Source organism: Bombella sp. ESL0380, from assembly GCF_009725805.1.
Lineage (GTDB): Bacteria > Pseudomonadota > Alphaproteobacteria > Acetobacterales > Acetobacteraceae > Bombella > Bombella apis.
The window spans coordinates 161,944-179,976 of sequence record NZ_WNIH01000005.1 but is presented as its reverse complement, the minus strand read 5'-3'; the positions used below and the strand labels follow the sequence as shown (position 1 = coordinate 179,976).

Genomic DNA, 18,033 nt, shown 5'->3' with positions numbered 1-18,033 from the left:
ATGACGTTTTGGAGCCCGGGGAAACCATCCTGCTTCCCCGGGGTGTGGTCAGACCTGTCGGTAGGGGCCGCCAGCCTGTACTTCAATGCTGAGCATGTTCTGGCCAACACTGGCAGCGGGGGCATCATGCAGGAGAAGTTCTGCTTCACCCTGCGTCCAGCGATGGGGACCGGCTTCAATGACATCCCAGCCTTTCAGGTTCTTTTCTGTCAGATGGCGGGTGATGATGTGCTCCTTCTCGCCAACCCAGAGGGAGACCTGCCCGACCAGAATACCGAGCTCACGTCGGTCATCCACGTGTGGGCCGATACTCTCAGAGGGCCGGAATGTCCGGGAGCCCAGCGTGACCTGGCGGGCATGTGCCGGGAGGGCAAAGAGGTAGCGCCCGGCTTCATGCCGCTGAGGCCGGATGGTCCGCCCGTCTGGCAGACGGATATAGGGAGCAGGATCGGCTGTCATGCCGTCATGCGGCGTACCGTGCGACGTCCCGGCCTTGGCAATGCCGAGTTCAACGGCCCGTGCGGCAAATCTGTCATGTAGCGGCTTTACGAAAGTCTGGGAGACATCCAGCGGCGCAGCGGCGTGGTCGTCCCAGTTGAGCTGATGACGCTCTGCCAGCTTCAGGGTATCTTCCGAGGAATCGTCTTCCGGTTTGTACAGATCTTCTTCATCCGTATCCAGCCAGCTTTCCGTCAGGACACCATTGGCCCAGATGACAGAGTGCGGTTCCGTCTGCACGTGGTAATAATCGTATTCAACCTGACTGTGATCATACCGGATGGACGTGCCGTTGACGAGCATACGGGCAGGGACAAAGCGGTCCTCAAAGTAGAAGCAGTGCTCCGGCGTGACGGAAAGGTCCTTGTTGGGCAGCCCCTCACCAAAGGCATCCTTGGCGATGAGAACAGACCAGCCAGCCATGTCTTCAGGTCTGGATGTGTTGACACGGGCACGACGCTGGATGACAGCCGTAATGTCACGGATCTCTTCCCGGCCATCCACAAAGACATTGATCTGTTCGCCCTTGCGCAGGCGCTCCACGGCTTTTTCGCCTTTGGGGGTGCGGATCATGCTGCCTGCCAGGAAGCACTTCTGATAGGCGATGATGGTGTTGCCCTGTCCATCGTCATTCAGAACGAATCCGGTGGCGTCATAATTGCCCTGGAGACCGACCGCCCAGGTCTGCCCATTTTCTGTAACTGTCAGGGTACCATTCCTGACGGTCACATTCCCGGAATTGCTGTATTTCAGCCCATCAACCTTGATGCGGGCGTTATAGCCCATGGACGTGTTGAGAAGCACCGCCCCGGAGGCCACAGTCAGCAGTCCCCCCAGATTGTTTTTGTTGATGGCCCCGGAGGCGCCGATAATGGAGGCCCCGGAGAGGGTCCCGCCGGATTGGACCATGGTGTAGGAGGCACCAGAATGCTGCCCCGTACCGGCATCGAAGGTGACAAGTGTCTGGAGGGCTGTCCCGCCGGAGGAAACAGCCAGTTCACTGTTGTTGGCGATGCGGGCCCCGCTGACCCAGCCGCCATTGGCTACCTCGACATGCTGGACGGAAGCTCCCGAGTTCAGAACGCCAGAGGCGCCACTCATGATGGTCAGGCGGCTGATGAAGGCCCCGGAGGTGACAGTTGCCTTACCGGATGAGAGGAAGACGCTGTCGATCCGGGCGCCGGAACTGATGATGCTCGTAGCCCCATTGAGGGCAGAAAGAAGCGTGATCCCTGCTCCGCCCTGAGGGACGGTGAGGTTGACGCCATTGAGCGTGACATTGGAGACGGACGCCCCACTGGCGAGGGCGAGGGATGCCCCCGGGCCAGCGCTGAGCGTGTTGACCAGCACGCCAGAACCAATGCTGTTGACACCGCCTGTGACGTTGAACGTATTGATGGAGGCCCCGGCGGCGAGATTGTTGGTCCCTCCTGTGGCCGTGAAACTGTCGACAGTTCCGCCGGAGATGGTGCTCAGCCCGCTTGTAGCCGCAAGAGATGTGACAGATGCCCCGCCTGTAATGGTGTCGGTCCCACCGCTGCCGATCGTGAAGGTACCGACAGTACCTCCGTTGATGGTGGCTGTGGCTTTGCTGCCAACGTCAATTTCCGTGAAATTGTAGCCGGAGTCGACATAAAGGGCGGCACCAAATGTTACTGTGTCGAGCGGTGCTCCAACCCATGTCCCCATGGGCACGGAAGTGCTGATGCCTGAAACCTGCAACGGCGTGATGGTATCCATCTTGCCGCCGGAGAGGAACGAGCCCGTCCCCCCGAGGAGGCTGAGAGTACCACCAACTGTCCCGCCAGAGCCGAGAATGACAGCCCCACCCAGCTGGACCGTGGCAGCAGAGAGAACACCTCCGTTGCTGACAGCGATGGTCCCGCGGCTGGCCAGGCTGCTGTTGGGGTTGAACCCGGCAAGGGCCGTCCCGATGGTGGCACCGGAGCCTGAGAGGAGGGTTGTACCACTACCGGTAGCGTACACGACATTGTTGAGGATTGTGGCCCCGGGAGTGATGAGGGTCGTGCCATTGTTGGTCACGACATAGTCCGCTGTCGCCCCGGAAGGGAAAACGATGCTGGTATTGGGGCTGGCATTGATGGTTGCCCCGTTGGAAATGACGGCACCAGAGGCAATGGTCAGGGTACCACCGCTATTTACGACAGGATGGCTGACTGAAGCGCCACCATCAATCTGGATGGTGCCGCCATTGCTGGCAGAGAATTCGGAGCCGATGCCTCCGGATGTGACCTCAGCATAACCCTGGCTGATGTCCACGCTGGAGGCATAGCCCCCGGAAGAGACAAAAATGGAACCGTTATTGCTGACAGTTCCTGTGCTGAGGATACCACCGGACCTGACAGTCTCCGTTCCCCCGGCGATGTTGGCAGAGAGGGAGGTCCCTCCACCGAGGATGGTCCCGACCGCCCCGGAGGAAAGGACGGAGCGGTACACGGTTCCGTCACTGCCGACCACCTCCGTAGCACCGGAGGTGATGGTGTCGTCATAGGAGGTCCCCAGCCCGTAACTGCCAGCTACACTCTGATAGCCTGCATTCAGCCAGGTGACGTAGGTTCCGCCCGTGATGCGTATCTGCCCGCCACTGCTGATCGTGGCACCGGATGTGGTTCCACCGGAATTGAGAAGCGTCCCGCCTATGATGGTCGCTTTGGAGGAAAGACCATTGCTGACAACTGTCTGCACGGCATTCTTGCCGACAAAGATCTGGTTCTGTGAGAATCCGTTGGAGAAAATGGATTGACTGCCGAAGATGGTGCCTCCGGTTCCCGTTCCCCCATTACCAATTCCGTAGAGGCTGCCAGGATTGAATGTCCCGCCAACCATGAGGCCACCCGTCCCGTTGACCTGGAAGCCTTTGACGATGAAGTCGGCACCACCACCGCCTACGAGCGCATATCCACCAGAGCCGACGCTGGGATTGATGGCCGTGCCGGGCCCGTTGACGTAAGGCGCATTTTTGTCGTTGGCGCTGAGGCTGACGGCCCCCGCGAAGACGGCCCCTGACGAGCCGACAATGCCATTCAGAACGGTTCCCTGCCCCACAGCTTCGATGGACGCCCCATAAAGTGCCGTGGAGCCCGAGAGGATACCGCTTCGTCCGACGGCAGCCAGAGAGCCGCCGTTTACGGCGATACCGTTTGTCAGGGTCTTCTGATAGACATAGGCGAGGGAGTTTGAGATGTTGTTTCCAACACCACTGGTCCCGGCTACGTAAATATTGTTGAGGTTGCTCTGTGCCTGTGTGGTGCTGGTCGTGTTGCCGCCCAGGATAAAGGTCCAGTTCCTTTTTCCAGTAACCTGGTTGGTTCCGATGGCTTTCAGATTGTCGTAGCTGGAGTTATAGGAGTAGGTGGCCATGGCGGATAGTGCCCCTCAGCGTCTGTTGGCGGCGGGTAATGTTAACCAATTATAAATCATCATGTTACGAAATGCCAGAAGAATCAGGGTCCTTTTTCCGCGATCATGTGCAGTTGCCGGATAGTGCTGGCCATCTCTCCTTCTTTGTAAAAACTGAAGAGAAGGACAACGCCATCTCCCTCGGGTGATGAAAACACGACCCGGCTGGGCGCACCGTTGGTCAGGGCAATGGTGCGTATGTCTGTGGATAGTGACAGGCATGGGTGTACCTGTTCCATCTGCGGGGCGTGGGTATCAGGCCCTGTCTGCTCCAGAAACCTGTCTGGCAGGTAGGCCCGGCCAGCCGGGTCTGGGAAACCCGGTACGGTGGAGGGATCACAGTCAAACGATCCACCAAGAAAGGACAGGAGGGCATATTGCCCCTCAGGGAAGGAGATGGCGTATCGCCTGCCTTGTGGAATGTAGCCCAGTTCAGCCTGATAGCCATTGCGCCGGTACAGGGTAATGGCGACCATTCCGTCTCTCTGGCAGGTGGGCTGATGAAGGGGAACACGCATCAGGCCCGGGCCGGCAAGAGAGACAAACCATTCCTGGAAAGTCCGCAGGGCCTCGAGGTCTCTCTGGGTCATGGGGTTTTCCCTGCTGTCATTCCATCGGCAGTACGGTTGTTATCGGTGCTGCGTGGTGTCCGCGGGGGGATTCGAACCCTCGACCCCAGGATTCATGCCACTTCGGCTTTCGCCGCCGGAACCCGTACCAGGGCCGTTCGTGGTCTGGACTGTCTCTTCACCACAGGCTTATGCCTGCCATGGTGTCGCCCGTACAGTCTCTACACCTTCCTGCCCGTATGGGCAGGCTTGGCTCGGGATTGGCCTGGCCTGATGAGGGCGTTAGCGTTCCCCGAATTTGAGCGAATTCACCGGGCGGTTTGCCATCCCGGTGCCCAATTATCTTAGGAATCCTGTGCTCTATCCTGCTGAGCTACGCGGACACGCAACGCTTAGCTAGCGCTTTTTTTACGGTTTCGCAAGCCTGTCATCGTACCATGTCCCTTGGCCTGTGAGGGTGAACACGATATGAAGGACCTGTTCTGACAGTTGATGCTTCCACCCCTGCCATGCTGGAAGCCTTGTTCAAGACCGGCCCTGGCACGGCCTTTGCAGGTTTGCCCATGTTCCTTTCATCATCCCGCCCAGTATCCCGTTCTTCCATTCTCCGGTGCAGCCTGCGCCGCCCCATGGTACTGTCGCTGCTGGCGGTGATGGCTGTCGGGGGGCTGGCGGGCTGTGGTGGCAAGCCAAGGGATCCGTCCTCGCTGACGCTGCCCCGCAACCATCTGCTGGGTGTGGACCGTGGCGCACAGGGTGGTGATGACCAGCTCCGTGGTGGGGTGAATGCCTATCTCTGGCGGGGGGCGATCGATACGCTTTCTTTCATGCCCATGGCCTCTGCCGATGCCCAGGGGGGTGTCATCCTGACAGACTGGTACCAGCCCCCGGGAACGCAGGATGAGCGTTTCAAGATTGCGGCCTATGTGCTGGACCGTCGCCTGCGGTCGGATGCCATCCGGCTGAGCGTCTTCCGCCAGACACGCATCAATGGGGGAGAGTGGCAGGATACCCCGGCTGCTCCCAATACGGCGGCGGATATCACGGCCCGTATTCTGGAGAGGGCCCGGCAGCTGCGTGCCGAAAACGGCGGTGGGAAATAACATAATCCGATGAGTGACATGACAGCCAGCAACGTTTCTGACTCCTCCAGTTTCGACTTCCACGCCCGTGAGCCTCACTGGCAGGCCCGGTGGGCGGAGGCCGACATCTTCCATGTGCCGGACGTGCCCCCGGCCGACAGACCGAAATATTACGTGCTGGAGATGTTCCCTTATCCGTCTGGGCAGCTGCATGTCGGGCATGTGCGCAATTACACGCTGGGCGATGTGGTGGCCCGGTACAAGCGTGCCCGTGGCTATGCCGTGCTGCACCCGATGGGCTGGGATGCTTTCGGGCTGCCGGCAGAGAATGCCGCACGGGAGCGGGGCGTGCATCCGGGCAAATGGACCCTCCAGAACATCGCCACCATGCGGGGGACGCTCCAGCGGCTCGGTTTCTCGCTGGACTGGAAGCGTGAGATTGCGACCTGTCTGCCAGACTATTACGGCCAGCAGCAGAAGCTGTTCCTCGACATGCTGGCTGCCGGGCTGGTGGAACGACGTGATTCGTCCGTCAACTGGGACCCGGTGGACCAGACCGTGCTGGCCAACGAGCAGGTGGTTGATGGCCGTGGCTGGCGGTCCGGTGCGCTGGTGGAGAAGAAGACGCTCTCCCAGTGGTTCCTCAAGATCACTGATTTTGCCGAGCCTCTGCTGGAGGGGCTGAAGAAGCTGGACAAGTGGCCGGAGCGTGTCCGCACCATGCAGGAGCGCTGGATTGGCCGTTCCGAGGGGGCCCGGGTCCGTTTCAGCCTGCATAACCCGCCGCAGGGTTATGACGTGGATGAGGATTCCATCGAGGTCTTCACCACACGGCCTGACACGCTGTTCGGTCTGAGCTTCATCGGTATTGCGGCGGATCATCCGCTGGCCCGCAGGATTGCGGCGGACAACCCGGAAGCGCAGGGCTTCATTGAAGAATGTCAGCGTGTTGGCACGTCTGAAGAAGCCCTGAGCACGATGGAGAAGCGTGGTTTCGATACCGGGCTGCGTGTGGTGAATCCGCTGAACCCGGAACAGACGGCTCCGGTCTGGATCGCCAATTTCGTGCTGACGGAATATGGCACGGGTGCAGTGTTCGGTTGCCCCTGTGGCGACCAGCGTGATCTGGACTTTGCCCGCAAATATGGACTGGACGTTCCTTCCGTCCTGCTGCCTGCAGGGGAAGAGGAAGCCAGCTTCAGCGTCGGCAAGAAGGCCGTTACGGGTGAGGCCACGCTCTACAATTCCGGCTTCCTGAGTGGGAAGAGTACGAAAGAGGCCATCCGGGCTGCCATCGAGCGGGTGGAAGAGTTGGGCGTTGGCCGTGGCGTGACCAACTGGCGCCTGCGGGACTGGGGCATTTCCCGTCAGCGGTATTGGGGCTGCCCGATTCCCATCATTTATTGCGAGTCCTGCGGTGCTGTCCCTGTGCCGGAAGATCAGTTGCCGGTGACGCTGCCGGAGGATGTCACGTTTGACAGGCCGGGCAATCCGCTCGACCACCATCCGACATGGAAGCACGTCTCCTGCCCGAAATGCGGTGCAGCTGCACGGCGTGAGACCGATACCTGCGACACGTTCGTGGACAGCTCATGGTATTTCGCCCGTTTCACGGCACCAAAGGCCGCAACGCCAACTGATCGCAAGGCGGCTGATGGCTGGTTGGCCGTGGACCAGTATATCGGCGGTATCGAGCACGCCATCCTCCATCTGCTTTATGCCCGGTTCTTCACCCGGGCGATGAAGAAGACGGGACATCTGGATGTCAGCGAGCCATTTGCCGGGCTGTTCACGCAGGGCATGGTCACGCATGAGAGCTACCGGGATGGTACCCAGTGGCTGTACCCGGATGAGGTCGAGCAGCGTGGGGATCAGGTGGTCCGCAAGGACAACGGCAATCCCGTGACGGTCGGACGTTCGGAGAAGATGTCCAAGTCCAAGCGCAACACGGTGTCTCCGGTGGAGATCATTGAACGTTACGGTGCCGACACGGCCCGCTGGTTTGTCCTGTCCGACAGCCCGCCGGAGCGTGACATGGAATGGACAGCAGCTGGTGTGGCAGCGTCCGGGCGCTTCATGCAGCGTCTCTACCGGCAGGTTCAGACCGTTGCGGCAAGGGATGGAGCAGATGCCGCCCACGGGGCTGCCGGGGAGGAGCTGCGGCAGGTGACGCACCGCACCATTGCCGCCGTGACGGAGGCTCTGGAAGGGTTCACGCCGAATGTGGCCGTGGCCCGTTTGCATGAGCTGTCCTCTGCGCTGGGTGAGGCTGAGGGCCGGGATGGTGAGGGCCTGCCTGCTGCCCGCCGTGAGGCCGCCCATGTTCTGGCCATGCTGGTCTCTCCCATGATGCCGCATCTGGCCGAGGAGCTGATGTTGCTGCTGGAGCCGGAAGGCCCGATGGTGGTGGAGCGGAGCTGGCCGGAAGCGGATGAGAGCCTGCTGGCGGTGAAGAAGGTGACCATTGCCGTGCAGGTGCTGGGCAAGCTGCGTGGTACGATTACCTGCGCCCCTGATGAGGCGAAGGAGACTGTGCTGGCACAGGCCAGGGCCGAGCCGAATGTGGCGAAAGCGCTGGAAGGCAAACGGGTCGTCAAGGAGATCCATGTGCCGAACCGGATCGTCAATTTTGTGGTAGCGGGCTGAGCGGGAGAGGCTGGATGAACGGAAACTCCCGGATGAAGAAAGTGGCTCGCCGGGGCCTTGGCATCCTGCTGGCCGGGGTCGGGCTTGCCAGTCTGGGAGCGTGTGGTTTCCAGCCACTTTATGGCAGGCAGGCTGGGCAGAAGGATGCTGCCGTCAATGCCCAGCTGAAGGATGTTTATGTAGCGAACATTCCGACCCGTTTCGGGCAGGAGCTGCGCCTTGGCCTGCAAAAGGAAATGGCGGGGGATGGGCCCGAACGGCCGGAGGGGTACATCCTGCGTGTGAATGCCACGGCTTCTCTGGAGTCGATCGATATCCATCAGGACAATACCTCGGGTCGTACCCGTGGTGTTGGCTGGGCTGACTGGCGGCTTTATCGTGTCGGGGATACCAGCAAGGTGCTGGCACGGGGCTATGCCCGCACTCTGGACGGCTTCAACATGAATATTGAGCAGTATTTTGCCCAGACGCTCAATAACGAAACGCTTTACAAGCGGATCGGGGAAAGCCTGGCGCATGACATCACCATGCAGGTGGCTGTCTGGTTCCGGGCGCATCAGTCTCTGGGAGAGGAGAAGTCCATCCGTCCGGGGCGTGATCCCTATCTGGACCGTCTGCCCGGCACGCAGCGGACGGACATGCGCTATATTGGTGTTGATGGCTTCCCAGCCAATGCAACGGGGCGCAGCAGCAACAACGCCTCCACATGGACGGGTGAGGACAGCCGGAATCTGGAGGACGAAGAGGATAACGGTCTGTGAAGATCAAGACGCAGGCTGCCAGGCAGACTCTGAAGGAGGCTGGCAGCTGGCGTGTGATTCTTCTCCACGGAGATGATGGCGGGTTGATCCGTGAGCGGGCGAGGGAGGCTGTCCAGACCATACTGGATGATCTGGATGACCCGTTTCGTCTGGCCCGGCTGGAAGCGGAAGAGCAGGACAGGCTGGAGGAGGAGGCTCTGGCCCTGTCCCTGACAGGGGGGCGGCGTGCTGTCTGGTTGCGTGGTGTGCAGGATGGCGCTCTTGGCCAGCTGAAATCCCTTCTGGAGCATCAGAGCGATACATTGGTCGTTCTGGAAGGGCCGGGATTGGGAAGTCGCTCCAAGCTGCGGCAGTTTGCAGAAAAACACAGGCAGGTGGCGTCCATCGGGTGTTATCCGGAGGAAGGGCGCAACCTTGCCCGGACGGTGAGCGATATTCTGGCGGAAGATGCTATCCGGCTGGATCGTGATGGCATGGCGTGGCTGCTCGGTCATCTGGGGCATGATCGGACGCTGGTCCGTAGTGAAGTGGAAAAACTGCGTCTTTACGGTGAGCCGGGTAGCACCCTGACCGTTGATGACGTCCAGGCCTGCGTGGGGGATTCGGGGCAGGCGTCCCTTGATGATGCGGTGTATGCGGCCCTGGCGGGGAACCGGCTGGAGGCTGACCGGGCGTTTGAGCGGGCCATGGGGGATGGGGCCAGCCCTGTTGCTTTTGCCCGTGTGACACTGTCCGTGCTGGAGCGCTTCCAGCGGGCGTTTTTTCTGGTGCAGGAGGGACAGTCCCGGCAGGAGGCCATGGCTGCCCTGAAGCCACCTGTCTTTTTTCGTCACAAGGATGCTTTTCTGGCGGGCATGAGGCGCTGGTCTCAGGTTGCTCTCTCCCAGGCAGCGGAGGCAACGCAGGAGCTGGAGCTGGCCTGCAAGCAGAGCGGGGCCCCGGATGATCTGCTCTGTCGTCGTCACCTTGTCAGGCTGTGTCATCCCCGTTCTTTTGATCGGGAATAAAATAAATTAATTCACATAATAGGTTATACCTTTCACTGTGTCATTGTGACTGGTTTCATTGACTGTTCCCATCTGCTTTTTTTAGAAAAAACATGAGTTTCCTGCCATTCTTCTGTTGGTGAGGAAGGGTGTGTGTCCGATCTTTAAATTAAACTTTATTATATAATGATAATTATTATCACCTAGAACGGCTTCTGAATAATGTTGTTTTTCTGGTGGTATATATGAGTCGTTTCATCCGTAGTGGTCTCAGGCCGTTATCTGCAGTTCTGACAATGGGGGGTGTTGTAGGGGGTGCCCATGCAGAGCCGGGAGCGGCAAACAGGGTTGCCCAGGATGTAACGTCTCCTGCAGATGGAACAGATGATTCCAGAGGAATTCAGGCCAAGGGGGTTGAGCAGATTCATGTCATCGGCCACCCGTTCAACACGATGCATGCCAGCAACGACATGGGCCGGATGCCGCAGGATGTCATGCACACGGCCCAGACGATCGATGTCGTTCCCCGGGAGCTCATCAAGCAGCAGAATGCAAAATCGCTCGAGGAAGCCCTGAAGAATGTTCCCGGCATCACCTCTTCCGTGGGGGAAGGGGCTGGAGGAATGAGTGGCGACCAGTTCCTCATCCGTGGCTTCCCGGCGCAAAATGACATTTATGAAGATGGTTTGCGGGATTTTGGGGTTTATACCCGTGACAGTTTCTTTCAGGATTCCGTCAATGTCATCAAGGGGCCGTCCTCCGAGGTGTTCGGTAACGGAACGACAGGTGGGGCCATCAATATCATCACCAAAACCCCGACACTGAAGGATCATTACGGAGCCGATTTCAGTGGTGGGTCGGGGAATTTCTACCGTGGCACGGTGGATGTGAACAAACGCATCGGGGATACCTCGGCCTTCCGTCTGGAGGGTATGGGGAATTCCAATGATGTGGTGGGGCGTGATTACGCCTATTCCCACCGCTGGGGTATTGCGCCGTCCATCGCTTTTGGCATCGGCACGAAAACGACGGTCGTGTTGCAGGTGATGCACCAGACCTCCCGCAACGTGCCGGATTATGGCGTGCCGGTCGTCAAGGGCCATCCCATCACGGAGCAGTCGTCTCTCGGTGTGCGCCGGGGCAACTGGTACGGCAAGACGCAGGACCATGACAACAGCGATGACACGATGGAGACATTGCGGCTGAAGCATGTCTTCAACCGTCATTTCACGTTCCACAATGACCTGCGCTTCGGTGAATACAGCCGGGACTTTGCGGCCTCCACGCCGCAATGTGCCAATGCGTCCTGCTCCGAGATGCAGATATACAATCCGGGGTACAAGAAGGTCGATCCGGCTGCCGGTGTGGGCCTCAATGGCGGGCCGATGCCGTACAAGCAGTCCAGCTGGTCCTTTCAGGACGTGGCCTCCCTGCAGGCGGACTTCAATACGGGATTCCTGCGCCATCAGGTCGTGACGGGATTCGACATGGAATATGTGCAGGATTCCCGCCGCCAGTATGCGTATGATGCCGTGGGTGCCCACCGGGCCATTCCGTGGCAGAACACCTACCATCCGCAGCGTGACGCTTATGGTTATGCGACCTGCCGGGCGGATTCCGGAAACTGCTGGAAGAACACCAATTACAGTCTGGGGCGGCCGGATTCCCGTGGCTATGGATTCGATACGGGTCTTTTCCTGTATGACCAGATCTGGTTCACCAAGTGGCTGTCCGCCAAGGGTGGGCTGCGCTGGGACCGCTGGCAGACCATGTACAGGACATGGGGAGCGGACGGGCAGGAGAGTGCGGCGGCCCGTGGCCCGTTGGGCAAGGCGCCGTCTGCGGCACTGGATTATCATGACACGAAGGGCGTCATCAATCCGACGGCCAGCCTGCTGATCACGCCCAACAGCTGGCAGACCTTCTACTTCACCTATGCAAGCTCCACGACGCCGATGGGCATGTATGTGACCAACGGTGCCCTGCCGATCCGCCCCGTGAACGGGCAGGTGGCCACCCAGCCTGAACGCTCCCAGCTCTATGAGGTGGGGTCCAAGATGAGCCTGCTGCATGACCGTCTCGGGGCCACGATCTCGCTCTTCCGTCTGGACAAGAGCAATGCCCTGACGACGGACCCGGTCGCCGGGCAGGTACTGGCCACGGGTGTGAAGGAACGCAACCAGGGGCTGGAACTGTCCCTGGGAGGCATGATCCTGCCGGGCTGGAACGTGACGGCCACATATGCCCTGTATGACCCGCGGGTGATGTCCGGTCCCAATCATGGCCGGAACATCCAGTACGTGCCGCACAATCAGGCGACGCTGTGGTCCGCTTATGAAGCCTTTCCCGGCAAGCTCTGGAACTTCACCATCGGTGGGGGGCTGACATGGCGGCAGGGCGTGTATCTGGACCTTGCCAACACGGCGAAGGTGCCCGCCAACGTGGAGTTCGATTCCTATATCTCGCACCGCATCAACCGGCACTGGGTCGTGTCGTTGAATGCCTACAACCTGTCCAACCGTCTCAACTACAACTCACTCTTCACGAACCGGGTAACACCGGCTCCGGGGCGGGCCTTCCTTGGGCGGTTGAGCATGGATTACTGATCTACCCTTCAGACACGGATCATCTGCTGGATTCTGCGCCTTTCCTGTTTGGGAAGGCGCAGTTTTTTTATGGGAGATCGCAATGGTTAATATTTAATTGTTTAAATATTAACAAAAATCATGAGAGGAACTGTGTCTTTCTTACAGATAATAAACAAAAGATTAAAATAAATGTGTTTTTTACGACACATTCATCAAATTTCTGCAAAGGACAACAATTTCTTAAAGTTAAAATTAAGAATTAGTCGCATTTATGAGCGGCTATCCCGCTGGGGATGTGCGTGACCCTTTCAGGACAAAGGTTGTTTCCATGAGTCGTTTTATCCATCAATGTCTAAAACCGGTCTCAGCGGTGCTGACTTTAGGGAGCATGGCAGGGGGGGCTTTGGCTGCTTCTGCCTCCCATCAGGAAGAAAGCACGCCAACAGGGCAGGAAACGACGACACCAGCGCCTTCTGTCAATGATGCCCAGACGCAGGGCGTGCAGGCGACGCAGGTGGAGCGCATCCATGTCATCGGTCATCCGTTCAACACGATGCATGCAGGCAACGACATGGGGCGTCTGCCGCAGGATGTCATGCACACGCCGCAGACCATTGATGTCGTCCCTCGGGAACTGATCAAGCAGCAGAACGTGAAGTCTCTGGATGAGGCCCTGCGCAACGTCCCCGGCATCACGGCTTCCGTCGGGGAAGGGGCTGGCGGCCTGAATGGGGACCAGTTTCTCATCCGTGGGTTCCCGGCACAGAATGACATCTACGAAGATGGCCTGCGGGACTTCGGTGTCTACGCTCGTGACAGCTTCAATTATGATTCCGTCAATGTCATCAAGGGGCCATCTTCACAGGTTTTCGGTAACGGAACGACTGGCGGCGCCATCAATGTCGTGACGAAGACGCCGATGGCCAATGACCATTACAACGTGGATTTCAGTGGCGGGTCAGCGGATTATTTCCGTGGCACGGTGGATGTGAACAAGACCATCAATAACAGGACGGCCTTCCGTCTGGAAGGCATGGGAGCGTCCAACAATGTGGTGGGTCGGGACCATGTCTGGGATCATCGCTGGGGCATTGCGCCTTCCGTGGCCTTCGGGCTGGGGACGAAGACGACCGTTGTTCTTCAGGTGATGCACCAGACAGATAACAGCGTGCCAGATTTCGGGATGCCGGTCATCAAGACAAAGTGGTCGGCTTATGGGCGGCCTTTGTCTGAATATGGCGTGCCGCGGCACAATTTCTTTGGCAAGCAGCAGGACCATAATCACACCGACGACACGATGGAAACATTGCGGCTGAAGCATGTTTTCAATCGGCATTTCACCTTCCACAATGATCTGCGCTTCGGTGAATACAGCCGTAATTTTGAAGCTTCGAAGGTCGTGTGCCGGGCTGGCTGTATTGATGCGATCAATGGCGGTGATTTTGGCAAGGGGCTGGTCAATCGCACGACGCCGGGCAACAGTGTGCCGCTGCCTTACAAGCAGAACAGCTGGTCCTTCCAGGACGTTGCGTCCCTGCAGGCCGACTTCAAGACATGGTCTCTCCGGCATCAGGTCGTGACAGGGTTTGACATGGAATATGTCCATGATTCCCGTCATCAGGACGTCTATGCCGGGACCATTCCTGCGGCCAATCTGCTCTATCCCAATCCGCATGAGGTAACGGATGCACAGGCCCGTCGTGTGCCGGGAGGGGAGAATCCGAAGAGCATGCCGTACATTGCCGGGCTGGGCAGAAAGCCGGACAATCATGGTTATGGGTTTGATACGGGCATCTTCCTGTATGACCAGATCTGGCTGACAAACTGGGCGTCCATCAAGGGCGGGTTCCGTTGGGACCGCTGGCAGAGTGGGTACACCGTAACAGGTGGGCCAGAGACGACCCTGAATGAGAAAAACCGCCCCGTCCCGAATGAGGACAAGCGTTTCCCGCAGACGAAGAATACCTTCAACCCGACGGCCAGCCTCGTGCTGACACCGACCAGCTGGCAGACGATCTATTTCACCTATGCCAGCTCCACCACACCAACGGGCATGTATGTGACCAGCGGGGCCGTGCCGGTCCGGCCGGGCAAGAATGGAGGAACGGTGGATAACCGGCCACAGCATGCCCGCCTGTATGAGGTCGGCAGCAAGTTCAGCCTGCTGCATGACCGCCTGGGGGCCACCATCTCGCTCTTCCGTCTGGACAAGGACAATGCCCTGACGACAGACCCGGTCTCCAACTCCACCATCAACACGGGGGCCCAGCAGCGCAACCAGGGCATGGAACTCTCCCTCGGGGGGATGATCCTGACGGGTTGGAACATCACAGCCACTTATGCGCTGTATGATCCGAAAACATCTTCCAACAATGGCGGGCCCATGCATAATCAGATCCAGTACGTGCCGCATAATCAGGCGACTCTCTGGTCCGCTTATGAGGCCTTCCCCAACCTGCCATGGAACTTCACGATCGGTGGGGGGCTGACATGGCGGCAGGGTGTGTATCTGGATAACAACAATACCTCCAAGGTGCCCGCCAACGTGGATTTTGACACCGTCATTTCCCATCATTTCGGGCGGCACTGGCAGGTTTCTCTCAACGGATACAATCTGGCCAACCGGCTGAACTACAACACGCTCTTCAGTGGCTATTCTACCCCTGCACCGGGGCGGACATTCCTTGGCCGTCTGACCATGGATTACTGAGCTGTTTTTTCAGGCCGGACATACTGTCCGGCCTGAAGGTATGGCTCCGCATTGGGGCTGGGGAACGGGCTCTTGTTTTTGTGTTCGGTTTATCCTGTCAGTTCTAGGAAATAATCGGGAATACCTGTTCACAACATGGGAGTGGAGGTAGCAACATGCTGAAAAACATCAGGAAACAGCCATTATGGTAATGGTGTGTCATATTGTGGCAATTAAGACACAATCTTATCTGTAAACGATTTGGTATGATTTTTATGGTTTGAAACTGAGAATAATTATCATCTATGGAAGGTGTCTCTCCTTGGTGGAGGTCGTATTACCCTGATGTGGAGCACCTTTGTATGAGTCGTTTTATCCATCAATGCCTCAAGCCGGCTTCGGCTGTCCTGACACTGGGTGGTGTCGCTGGGGGGGCCTATGCTGCTGACACAACAGCCCTGCATCAGGATGGCGTTGCCACATCAGATGGAACACATGCGGAACAGACAACAGCCGGAACATCTGCATCCCGGGCGGCACAGGATGGTGTGCAGGCAACGCAGGTGGAGCGTATCCATGTCATCGGTCATCCGTTCAACACGATGCATGCAGGCAACGACATGGGACGTATGCCGCAGGATGTCATGCACACGCCGCAGACCATTGATGTCGTTCCCCGGGAACTGATCAAGCAGCAGAATGCGAAGTCTCTGGATGAGGCCCTGCGCAACGTCCCCGGCATCACGGCCTCCGTCGGGGAAGGGGCCGGTGGTCTCAACGGGGACCAGTTTCTCATCCGTGGGTTCCCGGCACAGAATGACATCTACGAAGATGGCCTGCGGGACTTCGGCGTCTATTCCCGTGACAGCTTCAACTATGATTCCGTCAATGTCATCAAGGGACCGTCCTCACAGGTTTTCGGTAACGGAACGACCGGTGGTGCCATCAATGTCGTGACGAAGACGCCGACGGTCAACGACCATTACAACGTGGATTTCAGTGGCGGGTCAGCGGATTATTTCCGTGGCACGGTGGATGTGAACAAGCGGATCAACGACACCACGGCCTTCCGTCTGGAAGGGCTGGGGGCGTCCAACAATGTGGTCGGGCGGGACCATGTCTGGGATCATCGCTGGGGCATTGCGCCATCCGTGGCCTTCGGGCTGGGGACGAAGACGACCGTCGTGCTTCAGGTGATGCATGAGACGGATAACAGCATCCCGGATTACGGGATGCCGGTCGTCAAGGCCCGTGGGTCCGCCTATGGGCGGCCGATCTCGGAATATGGCGTGCCCCGGCAGAACTGGTACGGCAAGCAGCAGGACCATAATCATACCGATGACACGATGGAGACGCTGCGCCTGAAGCACATCTTCAACGATCATCTGACATTCCACAATGATCTGCGCTTCGGTGAGTACAGCCGTGACTTTGAGGCCTCCAAGGTGCAGTGCGGCACGAAGTGCGTCAATGCGCTGAACAGTGGCAATTACGGTGCCGGTGTGATCACCCGCAACACTAACGGGAGCGTGCCGCTGCCCTACAAGCAGAACAGCTGGTCCTTCCAGGACGTCGCCTCCTTGCAGGCCGACTTCAAAACAGGGTTCCTGCGGCATCAGGTCGTGACAGGGTTTGACATGGAATATGTCCATGATTCCCGTCATCAGGACACCTATGAGGGGGCTTCCCTCACCAAGGCGGTGCCGACCGCCAACATGCTGTATCCAGACCCGCACAATGTGCCGGATGCGATGGTGCGCCGTGTTTCCGCACAGGCCAATTCCATGCCCAACATTGCCGGTATCGGCAAGAAGCCGAACAGCCGCGGGTATGGGTTCGACACGGGCATTTTCCTGTATGACCAGATATGGCTGACGAACTGGGCGTCCATCAAGGGCGGGTTCCGCTGGGACCGCTGGCAGAGCAACTACCGGACGTCCGGCCTGTCCGAACTGCCGAACAACCCGGACAGGAGCTTCCCGCAGACGACCAACACCTTCAACCCGACGGCCAGCCTTGTGCTGACACCGACGAAGTGGCAGACGGTCTATTTCACCTATGCCAGCTCCACCACACCGACGGGCATGTATGTGACCAGCGGGGCCGTGCCGGTCCGGCCGGGATCAAAGGGAACCGTGGATACACGCCCGCAGCGTGCCCGCCTGTATGAGGTCGGCAGCAAGTTCAGTCTGCTGCATGACCGCCTGGGGGCCACCATCTCGCTTTTCCGTCTGGACAAGAGCAATGCCCTGACGACAGACCCGGTCTCCAACTCCACTATCAACACGGGTGCCCAGCAGCGCAACCAGGGCATGGAACTCTCCCTTGGTGGCATGATCCTGCCGGGCTGGAACATCACGGCCACTTACGCCCTGTATGACCCGAAGACGTCCTCCAATGGTGGCGGGCGGATGCATAACCAGATCCAGTACGTGCCGCACAATCAGGCGACCCTCTGGTCCGCCTATGAGGCCTTCCCCGGTACGCCGTGGAACTTCACCATCGGTGGTGGTCTGACATGGCGTCAGAAAGTGTATCTGGATAACAACAATACCTCCAAAGTGCCTGCCAATGTGGATTTTGACACCGTCATTTCCCATCATTTCGGGCGGCACTGGCAGGTCTCTCTCAACGGGTACAATCTGGCCAATCGGCTGAACTACAACAGTCTCTTCAGCGGCTATGCCACGCCCGCACCGGGGCGGACATTCCTTGGCCGTCTGACCATGGATTACTGAGTGTCGGGGCCGGCCATGCCTTCTGCATGTCCGGTCTTGAAACTGGTGGATGATGG

9 protein-coding genes are annotated in these 18,033 nt (G+C 58.7%); 7 read left to right on the top strand and 2 right to left on the bottom strand.

Features of this window, described 5'->3' with window-relative positions:
- Positions 1-48 precede the first annotated feature (48 nt).
- Both GM608_RS06475 and GM608_RS06470 read right to left on the bottom strand, forming a co-directional pair.
- Positions 49-3,879 carry a Hint domain-containing protein gene (locus GM608_RS06475; protein WP_333645257.1) on the bottom strand — a complete coding sequence of 1,277 codons (3,831 nt, stop codon included), beginning with the start codon at positions 3,877-3,879 and terminating at the stop codon, positions 49-51.
- 83 nt (positions 3,880-3,962) lie between these two features.
- Entirely contained in the window at positions 3,963-4,508 is a 546-nt protein-coding gene (locus GM608_RS06470; protein ID WP_103765224.1) for a hypothetical protein, read from the bottom strand.
- Between the two features lie 542 nt (positions 4,509-5,050).
- Between GM608_RS06470 and GM608_RS06465 the strand changes: the two genes are divergently transcribed.
- The 7 genes from GM608_RS06465 (at position 5,051) to GM608_RS06435 (ending at position 17,977) form a co-directional block, all read left to right on the top strand.
- Positions 5,051-5,590 (top strand): DUF3576 domain-containing protein, encoded by a 540-nt coding sequence (locus GM608_RS06465; protein WP_043558583.1) that lies wholly within the window; start codon positions 5,051-5,053, stop codon positions 5,588-5,590.
- Between the two features lie 9 nt (positions 5,591-5,599).
- Positions 5,600-8,215 (top strand): leucine--tRNA ligase, encoded by a 2,616-nt coding sequence (leuS, locus tag GM608_RS06460; protein WP_333645256.1) that lies wholly within the window; start codon positions 5,600-5,602, stop codon positions 8,213-8,215.
- A gap of 14 nt (positions 8,216-8,229) precedes the next feature.
- The gene (locus tag GM608_RS06455; RefSeq protein WP_227431506.1) at positions 8,230-8,976 is read left to right on the top strand and encodes a hypothetical protein; all 747 of its coding nucleotides are present in this window, start codon (positions 8,230-8,232) and stop codon (positions 8,974-8,976) included.
- Positions 8,973-9,983, top strand: a complete 1,011-nt coding sequence (holA, locus tag GM608_RS06450) for a DNA polymerase III subunit delta (RefSeq protein WP_043558302.1) — start codon at positions 8,973-8,975, stop codon at positions 9,981-9,983. Before GM608_RS06455 ends, holA begins: the two co-directional genes overlap by 4 nt.
- A 224-nt stretch (positions 9,984-10,207) precedes the next feature.
- A complete protein-coding gene (locus tag GM608_RS06445) occupies positions 10,208-12,568 on the top strand; it encodes a TonB-dependent siderophore receptor (RefSeq protein WP_333645255.1) in 2,361 nt (786 codons plus the stop codon).
- A gap of 310 nt (positions 12,569-12,878) precedes the next feature.
- Positions 12,879-15,260 (top strand): TonB-dependent siderophore receptor, encoded by a 2,382-nt coding sequence (locus GM608_RS06440; protein WP_081563396.1) that lies wholly within the window; start codon positions 12,879-12,881, stop codon positions 15,258-15,260.
- A 341-nt stretch (positions 15,261-15,601) separates the two neighbouring features.
- Entirely contained in the window at positions 15,602-17,977 is a 2,376-nt protein-coding gene (locus GM608_RS06435; RefSeq protein ID WP_248460984.1) for a TonB-dependent siderophore receptor, read from the top strand.
- The last annotated feature ends 56 nt before the right edge of the window (positions 17,978-18,033 follow it).

Coding starts and splice junctions, on each gene's coding strand:
- GM608_RS06455 (WP_227431506.1), top strand. CDS start 8,230: ATGAACGGAAACTCCCGGATGAAGAAAGTGGCTCGCCGGGGCCTTGGC.
- GM608_RS06465 (WP_043558583.1), top strand. CDS start 5,051: ATGTTCCTTTCATCATCCCGCCCAGTATCCCGTTCTTCCATTCTCCGG.
- GM608_RS06445 (WP_333645255.1), top strand. CDS start 10,208: ATGAGTCGTTTCATCCGTAGTGGTCTCAGGCCGTTATCTGCAGTTCTG.
- GM608_RS06470 (WP_103765224.1), bottom strand. CDS start 4,508: ATGACCCAGAGAGACCTCGAGGCCCTGCGGACTTTCCAGGAATGGTTT.
- GM608_RS06435 (WP_248460984.1), top strand. CDS start 15,602: ATGAGTCGTTTTATCCATCAATGCCTCAAGCCGGCTTCGGCTGTCCTG.
- GM608_RS06475 (WP_333645257.1), bottom strand. CDS start 3,879: ATGGCCACCTACTCCTATAACTCCAGCTACGACAATCTGAAAGCCATC.
- leuS (WP_333645256.1), top strand. CDS start 5,600: ATGAGTGACATGACAGCCAGCAACGTTTCTGACTCCTCCAGTTTCGAC.
- GM608_RS06440 (WP_081563396.1), top strand. CDS start 12,879: ATGAGTCGTTTTATCCATCAATGTCTAAAACCGGTCTCAGCGGTGCTG.